Raw genomic sequence first — 20081 nt, forward strand, 5'->3', positions numbered from 1 at the left:
TATGTGGACATCTAGAACACTTTTAAGAACCCTTGATTGATGGGCATGAGAAATAGTTGTTGTTTTATGCATTATTTACTCATTCTGATTGAAAAGCAAAGGAATGGATTGGTATTATGGAAGTATCAGTACGAGGTTCGCGCCTCTCCTTGCAGCAAACACGTCTCTGGCCTTTCTCTCAGGAGAACCAGAATGCTTATTTGGTGCAAGGTCTGATTTCGTTACCTGGCTCACTTCAGCTTCCCCGGTTGCGACGTGCGCTACAACAGCTTATTGAGCGACATGAAATCTTACATACAGTCTTTCGCTCTCTGCCTGGGATGGATTTTCCTATGCAGATCGTGGGAGATTCCAGGTTCTGTTGGCAGCAAACGGAGATTAGAGAGCCAGTTGAGGTGTCTGCACAGCAGGCGTATATTCAGTGCTTGCTTCCAGCTCTTCAGCAGCCGATAGACCTGGAACAGGGACCGCTGCTTTCGATACATCTTTTCCATTTTGTCGAGACGGCTATATTCTATCTTGTGGTGAGTATCCCGGCTCTCTGTGCAGATGCCGCTAGCTTGCACGTCTTTACTGCTGAACTGGCTCGGGAATATCAGGCGTGCGTGGCCGAAAATGATACTTCTGCGGAGGAGCCGTTGCAATATGCGGATGTTGCCGCCTGGCAGAACGAATTGTTTGAGGAGGATGAGGCTGAGGATGCTTGCTCCTTTTGGCAGCATGTCCAGCTTTCTGCGCTTGAAACGTTCAATTTACCTGCTCGCCGCTCCGCTCAAACACAATCCAATTCATCTTTTTCTCCTCAGGCTTATGCGCTTCCGTTTCCTCCTGCTCTGTATACTGAATTACAGGCAATTGCGCGGCACCTGGATGTAACGACGGAAAATATTTTACTTGCTGGCTGGCAGTTTTTCCTGGCACGTCTGACCAGCCAGGAAGAGTTGGTGACAGGCGTGGCCTATACAGGACGCAGTTATGAAGAGCTACAAGGTGCGCTTGGATTGTATACACGCGTACTTCCCTTCACGACATTTGTTGATCCTACCTCTACCTTTTCTCAACTCATCCGACAGGTGGCGCTGACTGCGGTTGAAGTGGAGCAGCGACAACTGTATTTTTCATGGGATAGGCTGAACAGAGATGGACAACGGGTAACCTTCCCCACCCATTTTGCTTATCTCCCACGTGTCCAGAATGTGCAAGATTTTGAGCTGATTGATAGTATTGCCAGTCATTCAGAGCCGTTTGTACTGAAATTAGAGGTTGTTGAGCAGCAGTTCGCTGTGCAATTGAAATTCCATTTTGATGTCAATGCATATACTGTTCAGCATGTGGAGCAATTGGCTTTATCATTTCTGACACTCTTGCATAATGCCCTGACCCAACAAGATGTTGAGGTTCAGCAACTGGCCCTGCTCTCACCACAGGAAGAATTGAAGATGCTTCAGCAGTTCAGTGGTCCGCGTACCGATGAAGGAAATCGGACACTCATTGATCTGTTTGAGGAGCAGGTAAAACTTCATCCAGCGTGGCCTGCGCTGACCAGCAAGCATGGAACTTTGACCTATGGGGAGGTAAATGCCTGGGCAAATTGCCTCGCTAGTGACTTACAAAAGCGTGGAGTTGCTCCTAATGTCCTGGTGGGTTTGTATGCGTCACGCTCACTGGAGACGCTGGTCGGTTTGCTGGCAATTTTGAAGGCGGGCGGTGCGTATGTTGCCCTGGATCCTCAGTTACCCGCGCAGCGCCTGGCCTTTCAAATAAATGATACTGCTGTGAAGGTGATTGTCACTGAGTTGTCTTCCCAGGATCTATTCGTTGATTTTCAGGCGGATATTCTACCCGTTGAGGCTTATCAGCCTGGCCTGAACGCCAGCGTTTCGGAAAACCTGCACGTTGCACTCAATCCTACCGACCTTGCCTATGTTATCTACACATCGGGTTCGACCGGTACGCCCAAAGGTGTGCTGATCCAGCACCAGAGCGTGAGCAATTATATTCAGTCCTTGCAGCAGCGATTGAATTGGCAACCCGGTTGGCAGTTTGCGACAGTTTCAACGCTAGCTGCCGACCTCGGGAACACAGTGATCTTTGGCTCACTTGTCTCCGGTGGCTGCCTCCATATTCTGGATTATGAGACGGTAACGTCCGCTCAACTCTGGTCTCAGTATGTGCGGAATAATCCCATTGACGTCCTGAAAATCGTTCCATCACATGTACATGCACTCCTTTCTGCAAGTACTGCTGGGCTGGAAATACTGCCACGTAAACAATTGATCCTGGGTGGCGAGCCTTTAACTGGCACGTTGCTCGCATGTCTGGCCGAATGTGGCGCTACCTGTGATGTGATTAATCACTATGGCCCGACCGAAACAACCATTGGAGTACTGGTCAATGTGCTGGGACCTGTCCAGGATGGCTGGAAACAGACCGAGAAATCTGTGCTGCCTCTGGGTCTTCCATTGAATAATACAAATGTGGCGATTGTGAATACTGGTGGACAACTGGTCCCGGTTGGGGTGACTGGCGAGCTGTATATTGCAGGTGCGGGTGTCGCTCAGGGGTATTTGAATCAACCCGAGTTGACGGCCACAAAATTTGTGGAATTGAGTTGGGCACAGCAAGCGCCACAGCGTTTTTATCGTACTGGTGATCTGGCGCGCTACGGGAATGATGGGATGGTTGAATTTCTCGGGCGTGCTGACTCGCAGGTGAAAATTCGCGGCTATCGTGTAGAGCTGGGTGAGATTGAGCTGGCGTTGCGTGCGCATGAGCAAGTACTGGAAAGTGTCGTTGTAGTGCGCGAAGATTTTCCAGGGGAGCAGCGTCTGGTCGCCTATGTGGTCCTTAAGCATGCCTCTGACCTGGAATCTTCAGCGCTCGTCTCCTTTGTAAAGACGCAATTGCCTGCTTATATGGTGCCTACCTCTATTGTCATTCTGCCCTCGCTACCACTGACACCAAATGGTAAAATTGATCGCCGTCGTTTGCCCGAGCCTGAAGAAGTCGTATCGGTTGTTACTGATCTTTATATGGCTCCTCGTAATTCGGTGGAAGAGCAATTGGCGGATATCTGGTCTGAGGTCTTACATGTCAAACGCGTTGGCGTTTTTGATAACTTTTTTACTCTGGGTGGCCATTCGCTGCTCGCAACGCAAATTATCTCACGTATGCGTACAGTGATGGGAGTCGAGATCCCTATCCTGAAGCTGTTTGAAGAGCCAACCGTGGCCGGCCTTGCTCAACGTGTGAATAATTTGATAGTACAGACAAATGGTGCGCAGGAAATGAGCTCAACGACTGCGATTCCAGTGTTTCCACGTAATCAGGTGCTTCCGCTCTCGTTCGCTCAGCAGCGTCTCTGGTTCCTTGACCAGTTAGATCCCGGCACTATTGCCTATAACAAGCAAATTGCCCTCCGCCTGACCGGCACATTGCAGATATCTGCTCTTGAATCCAGTTTGAATGAGATTATTCGCCGCCATGAGAGCCTGCGCACAACCTTTGACATAGTCGCTGGTAAGGCTGCACAGATTATTCATGAGACGCTATCTATACATCTTCCTGTCATCACTGTGCTGGATGCAACTGTGGACCAGAGCAGTGAACAAGATGAAACTCTGGCGCGTTTGATCCATGAATGTGTCAATCAACCATTTGATCTTGTGAAGGGGCCTTTATTACGCGTCCAATTATTTCAATTGGCTGCTGAAGAGCACATTCTGGTCCTGACCATGCATCACATTGTTTCTGATGCCTGGTCTAATGCTATCTTCTTGTTTGAGTTGTCAAATTTGTACACGGCGCACATCCAGGGGGGGCAGGCTGAACTGCCGGAGCTTCCGATTCAATATGCCGACTTTGCAGCCTGGCAACAAGCAACTTTGCAGGGTGGGGTGTTAGAAGCTCACCTCAATTATTGGAAGCAACAACTACAGAATGCTGAAACGCTGAATTTGCCGACGGATCGGCCTCGGCCTGCATTGCCAAGCGGCTATGCGCGCCATTTCCCTTTTACCTTTACAGGCGAATTGCAAGAGAAGTTGCAGTCTCTGAGTCGTAAATCTGGCACAACCCTTTTTATGACTCTACTAACGGCATTACAGGTCCTACTGGCCCGCTATAGTGGACAGGAGGATATCAGTGTGGGATCACCGATTGCGAACCGTAATCGCGCAGAGATTGAAGGGCTGATTGGCTTCTTTGTCAATATGCTGGTCTTGCGCGGTAATCTGGCTGGTAATCCTACCTTTACTCATCTGTTGGCACAGGTGCGTGAGACGGCTCTACGGGCTTTTACTCATCAGGATCTGCCGTTTGAAAAGATAGTTGAGGAACTGCAACCTGACCGTAATCTCAGTGTTAATCCTCTCTTCCAGGTGAGCTTTAGCCTCCAGAACACACCTGATGCGGAACTCAAGCTGCCTGGCCTGTTGCTCAGTGCCGTCAATACGCTGGAAGCGACCACCAAGGTCGATCTGGAACTCCATATGTGGGAGACCTCTGACAATTTACAGGGGACATTGATTTATAACACCGATCTATTCGATCTGTCGACCATTGAGCAGTTCGTGACCCAGTTCGAGGTGCTTCTCAACGGTATTGTTGCCAATCCCGATTGTCCGATTGAAGGGTTGCCTCTCCTGTCCCAAAGCACACAGGAAACGTTGGAGCGGTGGAATGAGGCCAATGCTTCTTTCCCGGTAACGCTCTTAGTGCAGGAATATGTAGAGCTGCAAGCTGCTCAGCGTCCAGAGGCTCTGGCTGTGCATGCTGCCGATGCCGAGTTGACGTATGCGCAACTCAATATCCGAGCCAATCAGCTGGCACACTTCTTGCGTGCCCACAATGTTGGTCCGGAGAGTGTTGTCGGTGTCTGCCTACCTCGTTCTACTGATATGCTTGTGACTATGCTGGCAATATTGAAGGCCGGGGGAGCCTATCTTCCGCTTGATCCAGCCTATCCAACTGATCGCATTACCTATATGGTACAAGATGCTGGTGCGCAACTGGTGGTGACAAATGCTGCTCTGGCTCCAAATGTGTCCGAGCAGACGGCGCTGGTTTGGAGGCTGGATACGCAGTGGTCCGAACTGGCCGGGTATGAGCAGGAGAATCCCCTTGTCGTTTCTGACCCGGCTAACCTTGCGTATCTTATCTATACTTCGGGTTCCACTGGTCGTCCAAAGGGTGTGCAGATTACGCAGGAGAACCTCCTCAATCTTGTTCATTGGCATCAGCAAGCCTATATGCTAACCCCCGGGGATCGAGCAACGCTACTGGCTGGTGTGGCTTTTGATGCCTGTGTCTGGGAAATCTGGCCGTATCTGACCGCTGGTGCAAGCCTGTTTATTCCAGATGAACAGACGCGCCTTTCACCAGAGCTGTTGCAGCAGTGGTTGGAGGAGCAGGCGATTACGATCAGTTTCCTGCCAACTCCTCTGGCAGAACAGTTGCTGGCCCAGGATACTCAAAAGAGTACTTTGCGCTTCCTGTTGACTGGTGGCGATGCGTTACAGCGTCGACCCCAGGCCAATACGCCGTTTACCCTGGTCAATCATTATGGTCCCACGGAAGCTACGGTTCTGGCTACCGCAGGCAAGGTTGAGGAACAGCGTTCAGATATTTTGCGGGTGCCGAGCATTGGTCGCGCGGTGGCACATAGCAGTGTCTATGTGCTGGATAAACACTTACAGAAAGTTCCTATCGGGGTAGTTGGTGAACTCTATATCGGTGGTGCTGGCGTGGGACGTGGGTATCGGGGGCGTACAGATTTAACGGCTGAATGTTTTGTGCCTGATCCCTATACTCAGCAGCAGTTTGCTGGTCGATTATATCGCACTGGCGACCTTGCGCGTTTCTTGTCCGATGGTCAAATAGAGTTCCAGGGACGTCTCGACGATCAGCTCAAGGTGCGTGGTTTCCGTATCGAACCGGGTGAGATTAGAGCTGTGTTAGCGCAATATCCATTTGTAGAAGAGAGCGTGGTTACTGTTGCGCAGACGCCAGCAGGTCAGAAGCAGATTGTTGCTTATCTATTGGTAAAGCCTGAAACCGTCTGTGATCTTGCTGGCCTCAAGGATTTTCTGGCGCAACATCTCCCTGAATATATGCTTCCTTCTGCCTTTGTGGTGCTAAATACCTTGCCATTGACGCCAAATGGGAAAGTGGATTACCGAGCCTTGCCAGAGCCCCACTATACTGTGATGGATGACTCTTTTGTGACGGCAAGCAGTCCTATTGAAGTGGCTCTGGTGGAATTGTGGTGTCAGGTGCTGGATGTGAAGCGTGTGAGTGTCCATACGTCATTTTTTGAAATGGGTGGTCATTCGCTCTTAGCCACTACTTTGTTGACGCGTATTCGCCAGGTATTGCATGTTGATATGCCACTGCGTTGTTTGTTTGAATATCCGACTGTAGCTGAACAGGCTCGTTGGATTCAGGAAGCGGGCCGTAAATATCAGCAATCGGTGATTAGTCCGGTGCATGAGCGCGCAAATCTACCTCTCTCCTTTGCGCAGCAGCGCCTCTGGTTTCTGGATCAATTAGAGCCAGAGAGTGCAGCTTATAATAGTCCCATCGTGCTACGTATCCAGGGCGATTTACACCTGAATATGTTAGAAGAAAGTCTGCAGACGATTGTGCAGCGGCATGAAAGTCTACGGACAACTTTTGCCGCACATAATGGACAGGCTGTGCAGAATATTACTTTTGAGGGACAGCTCACGCTAACTGTTCTGGATATCAGCCAGAAAACACAGCAGGAGCAGGCGGTTTTTGTACAGGATACCATCCAACAGGAGGTCCAGCGGCCTTTTAATCTGGCTACGGGGCCCATGCTGCGTGCTGGCTGTATTAAGCTTGCTGTTGATGAGCATATCTTCTTTATGACTGTCCACCATATTGTTTGGGATGGGTGGTCGGTGGGTGTGTTTGAGCGTGAGTTCTTTACACTCTATACTGCGAAACTGGCAGGCAAGACCTGCCATTTACCCGAATTGCCTGTACAATATGCGGATTATGCGTTCTGGCAGCGCAACTGGTTGCGTGGTGAGGTACTAGAAAATCAGCTTGCTTATTGGCGGCAGCAGTTAGCGAATATCCAGCCACTGGATCTGCCAACGGATTTCCCACGACCGCTCGTCACTTCTGGTCAGGGTCGACGGCAAGAAACTGTGCTGCTCCAGGCGTTATATCAGCGCATCCAGAACATAAGTCAGCAGGCCGGGGTCACCACCTATATGACGCTGCTCGCAGCTTTCCAGGTCTTACTTTCAAAATATTGTCAGCAGCAGGACATTAGTGTTGGCACGCCGGTGGCAAATCGTGGGCAGAGTGAGATTGAGCACCTGATCGGTTTCTTTGTCAATACCCTGGTGATGCGCAATGACCTCACTGGGAATCCTGGCTTCCTGGAGTTGTTACAGCGTGTGCGCGAGACAACGCTCAATGCTTACGCCCATCAGGACCTGCCGTTTGAGAAACTGGTAGAAGTCCTGCAGCCTGAGCGTGAGCAGAATCGTTCTCCATTGTTCCAGGTGATGTTTGTCTATCAACATGCGATCGCATCCCAACATATTCCAGACAATCTGGTTGTAACCGCCGTTGAGAACGAAAAATGCACCTCCAAATTTGATTTGACCCTTTCAGTTGCTGAAATTGATCATAGTCTCAATTGTGTGCTGGAATATAGTACTGATCTTTTCACTGAACAAACGATCCAGCGCTTCTTACTGCATTGGCAAATCCTGTTAGATAGTATTGCGCAGGACCCTGAGCAGCGGATCGACCGGATCTCCATTTTGTCTGCTCAAGAGCAAACAGTGTTGGCGAGTTGGAACCATACTGCCTCTGAACTCTCTTCCACAGCGAGTGTGCAGCGCTTGTTTGAGCAGCAAGTGAGTTTACAGCCGCAGGGAATAGCTCTCGTCTATAAAGATCGGACTGTTACCTATCAAGAATTGAATCGTCAGGCGAACCAGGTCGCGCACTATTTACAGGTGCAGCATCAGGTTGGACCAGACACGCTGGTTGGTATCAGTATTGAGCGTTCACCAGAGTTTTTCGTTGCGATGCTGGGTATCCTAAAAGCCGGGGGGGCCTATCTATCTTTAGATCCATCCTATCCAGTTGATCGTCTGGCCTTTATGCTCCATGACTCCCAGGTTTCCGTGGTGCTGAGTATGGAACAAGTTGAAAAGTCTGCTTTGCTCTCCGAGGCAACGTTTGTGAATCTGGATAGCTCCTCGCATGAGATCTCTTCTTATAGTTTGGAGAATCCCGTATGTGTCACGGAAGCATGGCATTTGGCCTACGTCATCTATACCTCGGGTTCGACTGGATTACCAAAGGGGGTGATGGTCGAACATGGCAACTTGCGCAATCTCGTGCAGGCTCTTAAGCCGATCTATAATCTGAACTCGGAGAGTCGCGTCCTGCAATATATGTCTCTGAACTTCGACGTTTCGATTGTTGACATCTTTTCGAGCTTGACGAGTGGTGCCCGCCTCTGCCTGGTCCCCAAAGATTTGATGATCCCGGGTGAGGCTCTGCATGAACTCATACAAAAGTACGAAGTGACGTTTGGACGTTTCCCGCCATCGATTCTGCTTGCACTGACAAATGCTCATCTACCGCTGCTAAAAACAGTGATTACCGGGGGCGACCGCTGGTCTGTTGACTTGCTTGAACATTGGAGGAAACAGAGCCAGGTTGTGAATGAATATGGCCCAACTGAGACAACCGTGCTTTGTACGCTCTCAAAATGTGGTGTAGATACGCAAGATATCACCATTGGCACGCCGATCGCTAATACCTTTGCTTATGTGCTAGATTCAGCATTGCAGCCTGTGCCAGTGGGGGTACCTGGCGAACTGTATATTGGTGGTGCTGGTGTGAGCCGGGGATACCTTCATCGGCCAGCTTTGACTGCGGAGCGCTTTCTTCCTGATCCCTGGAATATGCAAGCTGGTGCCCGTATGTACAAGACAGGTGATTTGGTGCGGTATCTGCCTACCGGCGAGATCAAGATGCTTGGACGTACTGATGATCAGGTGAAGATTCGTGGGTTCCGTATTGAACTGGGCGAGATCGAGAATGTGCTTAATCAGCATGAGGCGGTGCGGGAAAATGTGGTGCTGGTTCATGGCGAAAGTGCTAACAATAAGAAGTTGGTGGCGTATCTGGCTGTAGAGTCAGAGCAGGTGACCAGTCAGGATATGCGTGAGCTGGCCCAAAAAACGCTGCCAGAATACATGGTCCCGGCGCATTTCATCTTCTTGCCTACGCTGCCCACCATGCCAAATGGCAAAATTGATCGTAATGCATTGCTCGCCCTGGCGATTGCCGATGAGTTCGCGCTGACCTTTGTGGCACCGCGTACCATAAATGAGGAAGTCGTCTTGTCGTGCTGGAGTGAGGTCCTTGAACGTGATCATATCAGCGTATTGGATAACTTTTTCTCAATTGGTGGACATTCGCTGCTGGCTTCACAGCTGCTCTCGCGTTTACGTACCTCCTTCCAGATCGAGATTCCGTTGCGTACGCTCTTTGATGCACCTACGATTGCTGAGCAGGCGGTGGTGTTTGAGCAGTTGCGCCGGAGTCAGATGAACACGGTGGTGCCAGCATTGATCCCTGTTGAGCAGCGTCCACAGCATATCCCACTTTCCTTTGAGCAGCAGCGCCTCTGGTTCCTGCATCATATGGATTCAGAAAGTGTGGCCTACTCGCTGCCATTGGTGATTCGTCTTAAGGGTGCGATACAGGTTGACCTGCTAGAAGATGCGCTAACCGAGATTGTGCGTCGCCATGAAGGTCTGCGTACAACCTTCTCAACCGCGCATAATCAGCCCGTCCAGCGTATTGCGCCCGTGGAACGTTTTTCCCTTCCTCGATTGACCATTCTGCCCCAGCAGGATTTGAATGTGGAAGAGCAGGCGTTGGAATTCATGCAGAGAGAGCTACAGCGTCCCTTTGATTTAGAGCAGGGGCCTTTGTTTAGAGCCCTCTTGATTGCACTCTCACCTCATGAACCGCAGGAGCATATTCTGGTGCTCAATATGCATCATATTATCAGTGATGGTTGGTCAGTTGGTATCCTGGTGCAGGAGTTGACCGCACTGTATATGGCCTTTAACCAGCAAGGTGTTTCTCCTTTGCCTGAACTGGCCTTGCAGTATGCAGATTATGCGCTCTGGCAACGGAACTGGTTTCAGAAAGAAGGTCTGCAAACGCAGGTGCACTATTGGAAGGATAAGCTTGCCAATCTTGAACCATTAAACTTGCCGATTGATTATGCTCGTCCGGCGGTGATGACACGCCAGGGTGCGAAACAGGGGTTTGTTGTCGCGCCAGAGATCCTGGTCGCTCTCCATCGGATCAGTCGTCAGCAGGGAGCGACGTTATTCATGACCTTGCTAGCGGCTTTCCAGCTGCTGTTAGCGCACTATAGCCAGCAGAACGATATTGTGGTCGGAACTGTTTCAGCCCATCGTTCTCAGCGTGAATTAGAGTCGTTGATCGGTTTCTTTGTCAATACGTTACCGCTACGGACACAACTGGATTGGGAATGGTCGTTCCTGAACCTGCTGCAGTCGGTACGTGAAACCACACTGGATGCCTATGCGCATCAGGATGTGCCTTTTGATCTGATGGTCGATGCGGTCCAGGCGACACGTGATCTGAGTACATCGCCGATCTTCCAGGTCCTCTTTGTCCTGCAGAATGCGCCCTTCTCGGCTGAACGCATCTCGGATGTTGAGATGAGTGTGGTTGATATTGAAACACATACCGCCAAGTTTGATCTCTCCTTGACGCTGGCGGAGACCAACCAGGGGCTGAGTGCTTCCTTTGAATATAGTACCGAATTGTTCAAGCCTGAGACCATTGAGCGGCTCAGCGAACATTTCCAACAGTTGCTGACGGCTATTGTCGATGACCCACAGCATGCTATTGGACGCTATCGCTTGCTTACTCAACGTGAGCAAGATCTGTTCAATAGCTGGCAGGGCCCGGAATTGATAACAGTTCCTATTGCCACCTTACACGGTGGTATTCATAGCCAGGCACAAAGAACTCCTCATCAGACTGCGTTGCTGTCTGTGACGGAGAGTATGAGCTATGAGGAACTGGAGCGGCAGGCCAATCAGTTGGCTCACTATCTACGCAGACAAGGGATCGGTACCGAGAGTAAAGTTGGTCTGTGTCTGGAACGGGGTGTGTCGCTGATTGTTGGCATGCTGGCAATTCTTAAGGCCGGTGCTGCCTATGTGCCACTCGATCCTAATTATCCAGTGGAGCGGCTCCATTTCATTCAGGTAGATGCTCAGATGGAGCTTTTACTAACCCAGACATCGCTGCAAGCACATATTGCTCTGCCGTCTGTGCCTGTACTGTGTAGTGATCGGGACAGTGCGTTATGGGCACAGGAACCAGTCACAGCTCCGGTTGTCCAGGTTGAAAAGGCGAATCTAGCTTATGTGATCTATACATCAGGTTCGACTGGACGACCAAAGGGAGTGATGATTACGCATGCCAGCGCGACCAGCTTTGTTGAATGGTCCAGACAGACGTTTACGAATGCAGAACTACAGGGTGTGCTGGCAAGTACGTCAATCTGTTTTGATCTTTCCATCTTTGAGATTTTTGTTACATTGAGCACAGGAGGCACTGTCATTCTCGCGGAGAACGCATTGGAATTGGCGGAGCATCCTTATCGGAATCAAGTAACGCTTGTCAATACCGTTCCGTCGGCGGCGGCAGAGCTGGTACGGCAAAAGGCGTTCCCCGCCAGTGTACTGACCATCAATATGGCTGGAGAAGCTCTGCCAATAAGTGTGGTACAGCAGTTGGAACAAACTACTGCTATCCAGCACATTTATAATCTGTATGGCCCTTCAGAGTATACGACGTATTCAACCTTTGCGCAGATTACTTCTACATATCTGACGATCGGTCGCCCGCTGAGTGGAACACAGGTTTATGTGCTGGATGCATATTTGCAGCCTGTCCCACTGGGTGTACATGGCGAACTCTACTTGAGTGGAGAAGGCCTGGCGCGTGGCTACTACGGGCGCGGCGAGCTTACGGCTGAACGCTTTATCCCTAATCCTTTCAGTTCACAACCAGGGGCCCGCATGTATCGTACTGGTGACGTGGTTCGCTATCGCGCCGATGGCGACCTCGACTTCATTGGACGTGTGGACCATCAGGTGAAAATACGTGGTTTCCGCATCGAACTGGGCGAGATTGAGAGTCGCTTGCAGCGCCATCGGGATGTAAAAGATGTGGTGGTCACGGTACATGAAGAGCCAAACGGTATCAAACGTATCCTGGCTTATATCGTTGGTACTGATGATACTGATGCGTTACGCTGCTATCTTCAGGAATCCTTGCCAGCATATATGATCCCGTCATTTTTCTTGACCCTGGAGGCTTTGCCGCTGACACCAAATGGCAAGGTTGATCGCAAAGCCTTGCCCACTCCTGATCAGCATCAGGAGCGTCTTGTTCGAAATATCATTGCCCCACGCAACCAGGAAGAAGAAATATTGTGGCAACTCTGGACTCAGGTATTAAGTACCGAGCGGCCAATCAGTATGGATGATAATTTCTTTGAGATCGGTGGTGATTCTATCCTGAGCTTGCAAATCGTTTCACGCGCACGTGAACTGGGTTTGCAACTCACTCCGAGAGATATCTTTGAGTATCAGACTATTGCTGGACTTGCTACGGTTGTGGCGAGTAGCGGTAGTATCTCTGTTAACGAGATTGAGCAGGGACCGATCAGTGGCAATGTGGCGCTGACATCGATCCAGCATTGGTTCTTTGAGCAGCAATTGGTCGAACCCAATCATTGGAACCAGGCCTTCTTGCTCAATGTGCGATCGGATATCCAGGTAGATCTGTTGCAGCAAGCACTGGCACATCTGGCAATCCACCACGATGGCTTGCGAACGCGTGTGGAGTATCGCAATGGGCACTGGGTGCAGTTCATCGCCGAACCTGAGGCAATTGAACCTCCTCTCTGTGAAAAAATAGATGTGTCTCAATATAACGGTGAGGAATTGCAGCACGTGATTGAACTGCAAGCCCAGAATGCTCAGGCCTCCCTTAATCTGTTCCAGGGTCCGGTCTGGAAGGCGGTCTGGTTCAATCCTGGTACCGGGCAGCCAGCGCGCCTCTTACTGGTTATTCATCATTTGCTGGTGGATGGTGTCTCCTGGCGTATCCTGCTGGAAGATCTACAGGGGGCATATCATCAATTAGCACAAAATAAAGCTGTGCAACTGCCCGCTAAAACAACAGCATTTCAGCACTGGTCGGAACAATTACAGAGTTATACCCAATCAGATGAGGTGATTAAACAACTTCCTTACTGGTTGGCGCAGACCGACCATGAGTTCCATCGCTTGCCAATCGATCATGACAACGGCGCTAACACTATTGCGTCGGTTGCACATGCACAGTATGCCCTGAACAAGGAAGAGACCAGGGCGCTGCTACAGGATGTGCCACCAGCCTTCCATACACAGATGAATGATGTGCTGTTAACTGCTCTGGCGTTGACCCTGTTACCCTGGAGCGGAAAGCGTGCCCTTTTCGTTCATCTGGAGAGCCATGGTCGTGAGTATCTACAGCCAGGCATGGATCTATCGCGTACGGTTGGTTGGTTTACCAGCTTATATCCACTTCTGCTAGACCTGCGTGCTCAAGGGGCGACACAGCCCCTGACTGCTTTGAAGCTCATTAAAGAGCAGCTGCGTCAGGTGCCCCGCTCAGGTATTGGGTATGGAGCGTTACGCTATCTGTATCAGCCGGATGTGAGGCTGTCTGTCGATCAACAGGTGGCCTTAGAGCAGTTGCGTACGCTACCAGGTGCACAGATTAGTTTTAACTATCTGGGCCAATTTGATCAGGTTATACAGACTGATGGGATGTTCGCGGCGGCCTCTGAGTCCAGTGGTAGGTCTCAAGGCGAGCATAATCTGCGTGCACACCTTATTGATGTGACCGCCAGTATTGTGGATGGTAGCTTCGCTGTTGATTGGTCGTATTGTTCCGCTCTGCATGAGGCCGAGACGATTGAGCGCCTGGCTACTAACTTCATGCAGCGCATTCGGCAACTCATTGTTTTATGTCAGGATCTACAGAATAGTGGCTATACACCATCTGACTTCCCGCTGGCCCATCTGACGCAGAACCAGATTGATCGTTTCCTGGGCAATAATCGCAATGTGGAGTCTGTCTATCCTCTCTCGCCCTTGCAACAAGGTCTTCTGTTCCATAGTGTCTATGAGCCGGTTGGTGGGGACCATATTATTCAGACCTGCTTTACCATTGAAGGATCACTTAACGTTGATGCCTTTGTGCAGGCCTGGCAACAAGTGAGTGAGCGGCATGCTATTCTGCGTACCGGTTTTATCTGGGATGGCTTGCAAGAACCGCTACAGGTGGTGGCCCATACGGCAACGGTGCCGGTCGTTTGTGTTGATTGGCAGGCCCACTCAACTGATGAGCAGCAGGCGCAATTAGCTGAGTATCTAAAGGCTGATCGTTTCCAGGGATTTACACTTTCACAGGCACCGTTGCTTCGCTTGCTTCTCTGTCAATGTGCTCCTGAGCGCTATCAGGTAGTCTGGACCTATCATCATCTTTTACTGGATGGTTGGAGTATTCCATTGCTCTTAACGGATCTTTTTGAATACTATCAGGCCGTTGATCAGCAGCGACCACCTGTGCTGGGACGGGTTCGTTCGTATCAGGATTACATTCTCTGGTTGCAGCAGCAGGATATGACGGCTGCGGAAGCTTTCTGGCGTGAGAAGCTGCGTGGCTTTGTGGCTCCTACTTCGATCGCGATTGAGAAGGCGCAGCCCGCAGTTCAGGAAGTGCGTTATGGGAAATGTCAGCTGCACCTTTCTGAGGAGGTGACACAGGGATTACAGAGTCTGGGGCGGCAGCAGCAGGTAACGCTCAATACGCTGGTTCAGGGGGCCTGGGCGATTCTGTTGAGCCGCTATAGTGGCGAGTCAGATGTTGTCTTTGGTGCCACTGTTGCCGGTCGCGCTGCGGCGGTCCCTGATATTGAACGCATGGTTGGCCTCTTTATCAACACCCTGCCGGTGCGCGCTCGCTTCTCAGGCACAACCGCTGTTCGCGAGGTCTTGCAGCAGTTGCAGCAGTATCAAGGAGAGATTGGTCCATATGACTATAGCCCGTTGGTAAGTGTGCAGGGTTGGAGCGAGATTCCACGTGCGACAAGTCTGTTTGAAAGCCTCTTCGTCTTTGAGAATTATCCGGTGGATACGAGCTTCAATGAGAGTGCTGATAACCAGCAACAGCTACACATTCAATTCAATCACACGGTCGAGCAGACAAATTATCCTTTGATGCTAGAGGTGCTCCCGCATCAACAAATGATGTTCCAGCTGAGCTATAACCGCAATACTTTCTCAAATGAGATAGCTGAAGGTGTGTTGCAACACCTGCAAACAATCCTCGAAGGTATTCTGGCAAAGCCAGAGGCGGTGGTGGCAGAACTTCCTCTGCTCACCAGTACTGAAGTTGAGCAGATTGTGGGTGTGCTTAACCAGACGCAGGTTCCTTATCCGTTAGATATCTCACTTCATCAGTTGATAGCAAACCATGCCAGGCGTTACCCAACGACTATCGCACTGATTTGTGGGCAGACGCGCCTGACCTATGGACAGTTGCAGGAACGTGCGACCCAGCTTGCGCATCGTTTACGCACGCTGGGTGTCGGTCCTGATGTGCTGGTTGGACTGTATATGCCGCGTTCAATCGAGATGGTTATTGGAATGCTGGCAATCTTTCAGGCTGGAGGAGCGTATCTTCCCTTTGATTTAGCCACACCGAAAGGCCGTCTGGAAACCATTCTCCAGGATGCACAGCCGCGGGTACTGCTGACTTATGCACACTTGCGAGATCAGTTGCCTATTAGTACGATCCCGACGCTTTGCCTTAATCCGAACTGGCAGGACTTCGCGCAGGAGAGTACGGTTGAGCTTCCCGATGATGCGGATAATCAGCGCCTGGCATATGTCATTTATACCTCGGGCTCAACGGGCAAGCCCAAAGGGGTGATGGTTACCCAAAAAGGTATGCTCAACCATCTCTTCATTAAGATTGAAGAGCTTGATATTACGGAATACGATTGCATTGCTCAGACTGCTTCTCACTGCTTCGATATCTCGGTCTGGCAGATCTTCGCTGGTCTGCTCAGTGGTTCACAGGTCTACATTCTGCCTGATGAGATCGCACATGATCCTGAGAATCTGGCGATGGCGGTGGCGCAGCATCACATCTCAATCCTTGAGGTTGTTCCTTCACTGTTGCGCGCCATGCTTGAAAGCATCCCGGTGCAGCGCCTGAATGCTCAATTGCGCAGCCTACGCTGGTTAGTGGCAACCGGGGAAGCATTGCCAGCCGATCTCTGCCGCCGCTGGTGTCAGAACAGTAACCTTCCATTGATCAACGCGTATGGACCAACCGAGTGTTCGGATGATGTGACCCATCTGATCATTGAGGAGCCACCCGCAGCGCATGTCAGCGTTATGCCTATCGGGAAAGCCCTGGCTAACACCAGCCTCTATATCCTGGATGAAGGCTTTCAGCCGGTTCCACTGGGAGTTGCGGCACAATTGTATATCAGTGGCACTGGTGTGGGTCGTGGCTATCTGCTGGACCCACAACGGACTGCTGATACGTTTATCCCTGATCCATTCAGTGGTATTCCTGGTGACCGGATGTATCGGACTGGCGATCTGGCGCGTTTCCTGGCGGATGGGAACGTTGAATTTGTTGGACGTGTCGATTATCAGGTGAAAGTTCGTGGCTTCCGTATCGAACTGGGTGAGATTGAGGCGGCGCTCCAGCAACATGTGGCAATTCGGGAAAATGTGGTGCTGGTTCGTGAGGATGTACCGATGCAGCAACGCCTGGTCGCTTATATTATCTGTACAAATGAAGCGACTGCTCCCACGGTCGATGAACTCAAACAATTCTTGCGCCAATTCTTGCCAGATTACATGGTGCCAACGGCCTTTGTTGTGTTACCGATCATGCCGTTGACCAGCAATGGTAAAATCGATCGCCGGGCACTCCCAGCACCCGAGGAACAGCATACCAGCGATAATGAACAGAACGCGTTTGCGCCCAGTCCTCTGGAAGAGTTGTTGATCCAGATCTGGCGCGACGTGCTTTCATTGAAGCATATAAATGTGCATGATAACTTCTTTGAGTTGGGTGGACATTCATTGTTGGCGACACGGCTGATCTCGCGTGTTCGTGCTGAATTCCAGATCGAGATTCTGCTCAAAAGTCTTTTTGAGGCGCCTACGGTTGCTGGCATGGCGGTGAAAATCGCGCAACTCCAACGAGAAAATCAGCATGTGGCGACGCCAGCGTTGGTGCCGATGTCACGTGATCAGGCTATTCCGCTCTCATTTGCGCAGCAGAGGCTCTGGTTTATTGATCAAATGGAGCCTGGTAATCCTGCTTATACTATTCCGCTTGCTCTACGTCTGAATGGTGAATTGAATACTGAGGCTCTGGTTCGTAGCCTGCAGGAGATTGTCCGCCGCCATGAAATCTTGCGCACAAGTTTTGTGGTACAGGATGAGCAACCTGTGCAGATCGTTCATCCCGCCGATATCTTCCAGGTTCGGCAGGTGAATATCAGCGAGTTGCAAGTCACTGTTCGAGATGCTCTGATGCGACAGTTGGCACTGGAAGATGCGCAACGACCATTTGATTTGTCCACAGGGCCACTCTTCCGCGCCACCCTGGTGCATTGTAGTGATCCTGAAACAGAGTTTGCCCTCCTGCTCAGTATGCATCATATTGTTTCAGATGGCTGGTCAATGGGTGTGCTACTGCGTGAGTTGAGTGTGCTCTATAACGCATTCAGCAATGGCAAGCCCTCACCGCTTGCTAACCTTCCTGTGCAGTATGGCGATGTCGCGTTATGGGAACGCACCTGGTTGCATGGGGATCTGCTCAACTATCATCTGGATTATTGGAAGCAGCAACTAAGCGGCTTTACACCCTTACTCTTGCCGCTTGATCGTACGCGCCCGACCGTGCCAACCAATAACGGCGCCACTCATCAATTTCTCCTGCCTCCTGCTGTCGCGGACGCTTTACACCTGCTCAGTCAGCAAGAGGGAGCGACCCTGTTCATGGCCTTGCTGAGTGTGTTCCAGATTGTCTTGCAGCGCTATAGCCAGCAGGATGACATTGTACTGGGCACCGATGTTGCGGGACGTACTCATGCTGAAATGGAGGATCTGATTGGTTTCTTTATCAATCAACTGGTGCTGCGTGCAGACCTATCCGGTGAGCCCACGTTCCGTGAACTGTTACGGCAGAACAGGAATAGGTGCCTGCAAGCGTATGTACATCAAGATCTGCCCTTTGAAAAGTTGGTAGAAGAAATTCGACCCGACCGAGGTACCAATCTTGCCCCCTTCTTCCAGGTAAAATTCTTACTACAAAACCTACCTGCCAGCGGGGCTCAGACATTGACGGATATCAATGTATCTGTCATGAAGCCGGAAACCACGAACGCCAAGCTAGATGTCATTTTACAGATAACGCCAGCTGAAAGTGGCTTACATGGCCTCCTCACCTATAATACCGATTTGTTTGATGCCACGACGATTCAGCGTCTGGCTGAACACTTTAACGTTCTGGTATTGAGTATTCTGCATAATGCCGATGCTCCAATCTCCACGCTGGAAATGTTCACGCTCGAAGAGCGGGAGCAGCAAGAGCAAGAGCAAAAGCAGCGTGCTCAGTCCGCCCGCAAGAAGTTTAAAGGCATTAAGCCAAAAACCATTACTGCCAGAATCGATTAGGGATCTCCGTCCTTGCGGGTGAAAGCGGGGTGCAGGGGCGGCAGCCCATGGCGGAGCGCGATGGCAGGCATGCCGGGGGCATGACAATTCTCGCAAACTCTCCCTCCTCTCAATCCCCCGGAAGGAGAGAGAGCCTCGATTAGTCTTTGAGAAGGAGATTCGATGTATGAGTGCCTTGAACAAGTTTAAAAATATTAAGCCGAAAGTTGTAACGCAGCCAGCGCAACTGGTCAATCTGGGCTCGCTTCCTGCCAGGGAAGGTCTATCTCCCCTGGTGATCAAACCGGTCGAAAATAGCGTTGATCTGGTCGCCTGGACTAAAAATAATACCGCTATGCTTGAGGAACAACTCCTCTGGCATGGTGCAATCCTTTTCCGTGGCTTTAAAATTGCGAGTCCATTAGTCTTTGAAGAGTTCGCAAGTACTCTTTGCGAGGACCTGTATAGCGAGAATGGCGAGCATCCACGCGAGGAGATTAGCGGTAACGTCTATACGCCTGTTTTCTATCCTCCTGAGAAAAAGCTCCTCTGGCATAACGAGAATTCCTTTAATGCCACCTGGCCGGTCAAGATCTGGTTTTATTGTGGACGGCCAGCTGATCGTGGGGGCGAGACGCCGATAGCGGATAGTCGATTGATTTATCAACAGATTGAGCCTGCGATTGTTGAGGAATTTGAGCGTAAAAATGTCATGTATGTGCGCAACTATGGTACTGGTCTGGGCTTAAACTGGCAAACTGTTTTCCGTACTACAGAGAAGCGCGATATTGAGGCCTATTGCCGCCGTGAGCACATCGAATTTGAATGGAAGGACAATGATCGTTTGAAGACCTTTCAAATTCGCCCGGCCGTCCTGACGCATCCGCAGACCGGGGAAAAAGTCTGGTGGAATCAGGCTACCCACTGGCATACCAGTTGCCTGGATCCAGATGTGCGCGCTTCTCTCTTTGAACTCTTTGCTGAAGATGATCTTCCACGTTGTTGTTATCTGGGCGATGGTAGCCCGATTGCTGATGACGTTATGGCCCATATTTGTTCTATCTATGAGCGGAACGAATTGAGCTTTCCCTGGCAGCAGGGCGACATCATTATGTTAGACAACATGCTGATGGCGCATGCCCGCAATCCATTTAAAGGTTCGCGTAAGCTCTATGTCGCCATGGGCGGCATGATGAGCTTAAATGACTTATAGTTTGGCGA

At 50.6% G+C, this 20081-nt stretch carries 2 protein-coding genes; both read left to right on the forward strand.

From position 1 onward, the window contains the following. Nucleotides 1-116: 116 nt before the first annotated feature. Entirely contained in the window at nt 117-18881 is an 18765-nt protein-coding gene (locus F1593_RS04285) for a non-ribosomal peptide synthase/polyketide synthase (RefSeq protein WP_149400314.1), read from the forward strand. 166 nt (nt 18882-19047) lie between these two features. Beyond that, nucleotides 19048-20073, forward strand: a complete 1026-nt coding sequence (locus F1593_RS04290; RefSeq protein ID WP_216368770.1) for a TauD/TfdA family dioxygenase — start codon at nt 19048-19050, stop codon at nt 20071-20073. Nucleotides 20074-20081: the final 8 nt, after the last annotated feature.

It is taken from the genome of Dictyobacter arantiisoli, from assembly GCF_008326305.1.
Lineage (GTDB): Bacteria > Chloroflexota > Ktedonobacteria > Ktedonobacterales > Ktedonobacteraceae > Dictyobacter > Dictyobacter arantiisoli.

Excerpts from the sequence above, each read along its gene's own strand:
- F1593_RS04285 (WP_149400314.1), top strand. The coding sequence starts at position 117 with ATGGAAGTATCAGTACGAGGTTCGCGCCTCTCCTTGCAGCAAACACGT.
- F1593_RS04290 (WP_216368770.1), top strand. The coding sequence starts at position 19,048 with ATGAGTGCCTTGAACAAGTTTAAAAATATTAAGCCGAAAGTTGTAACG.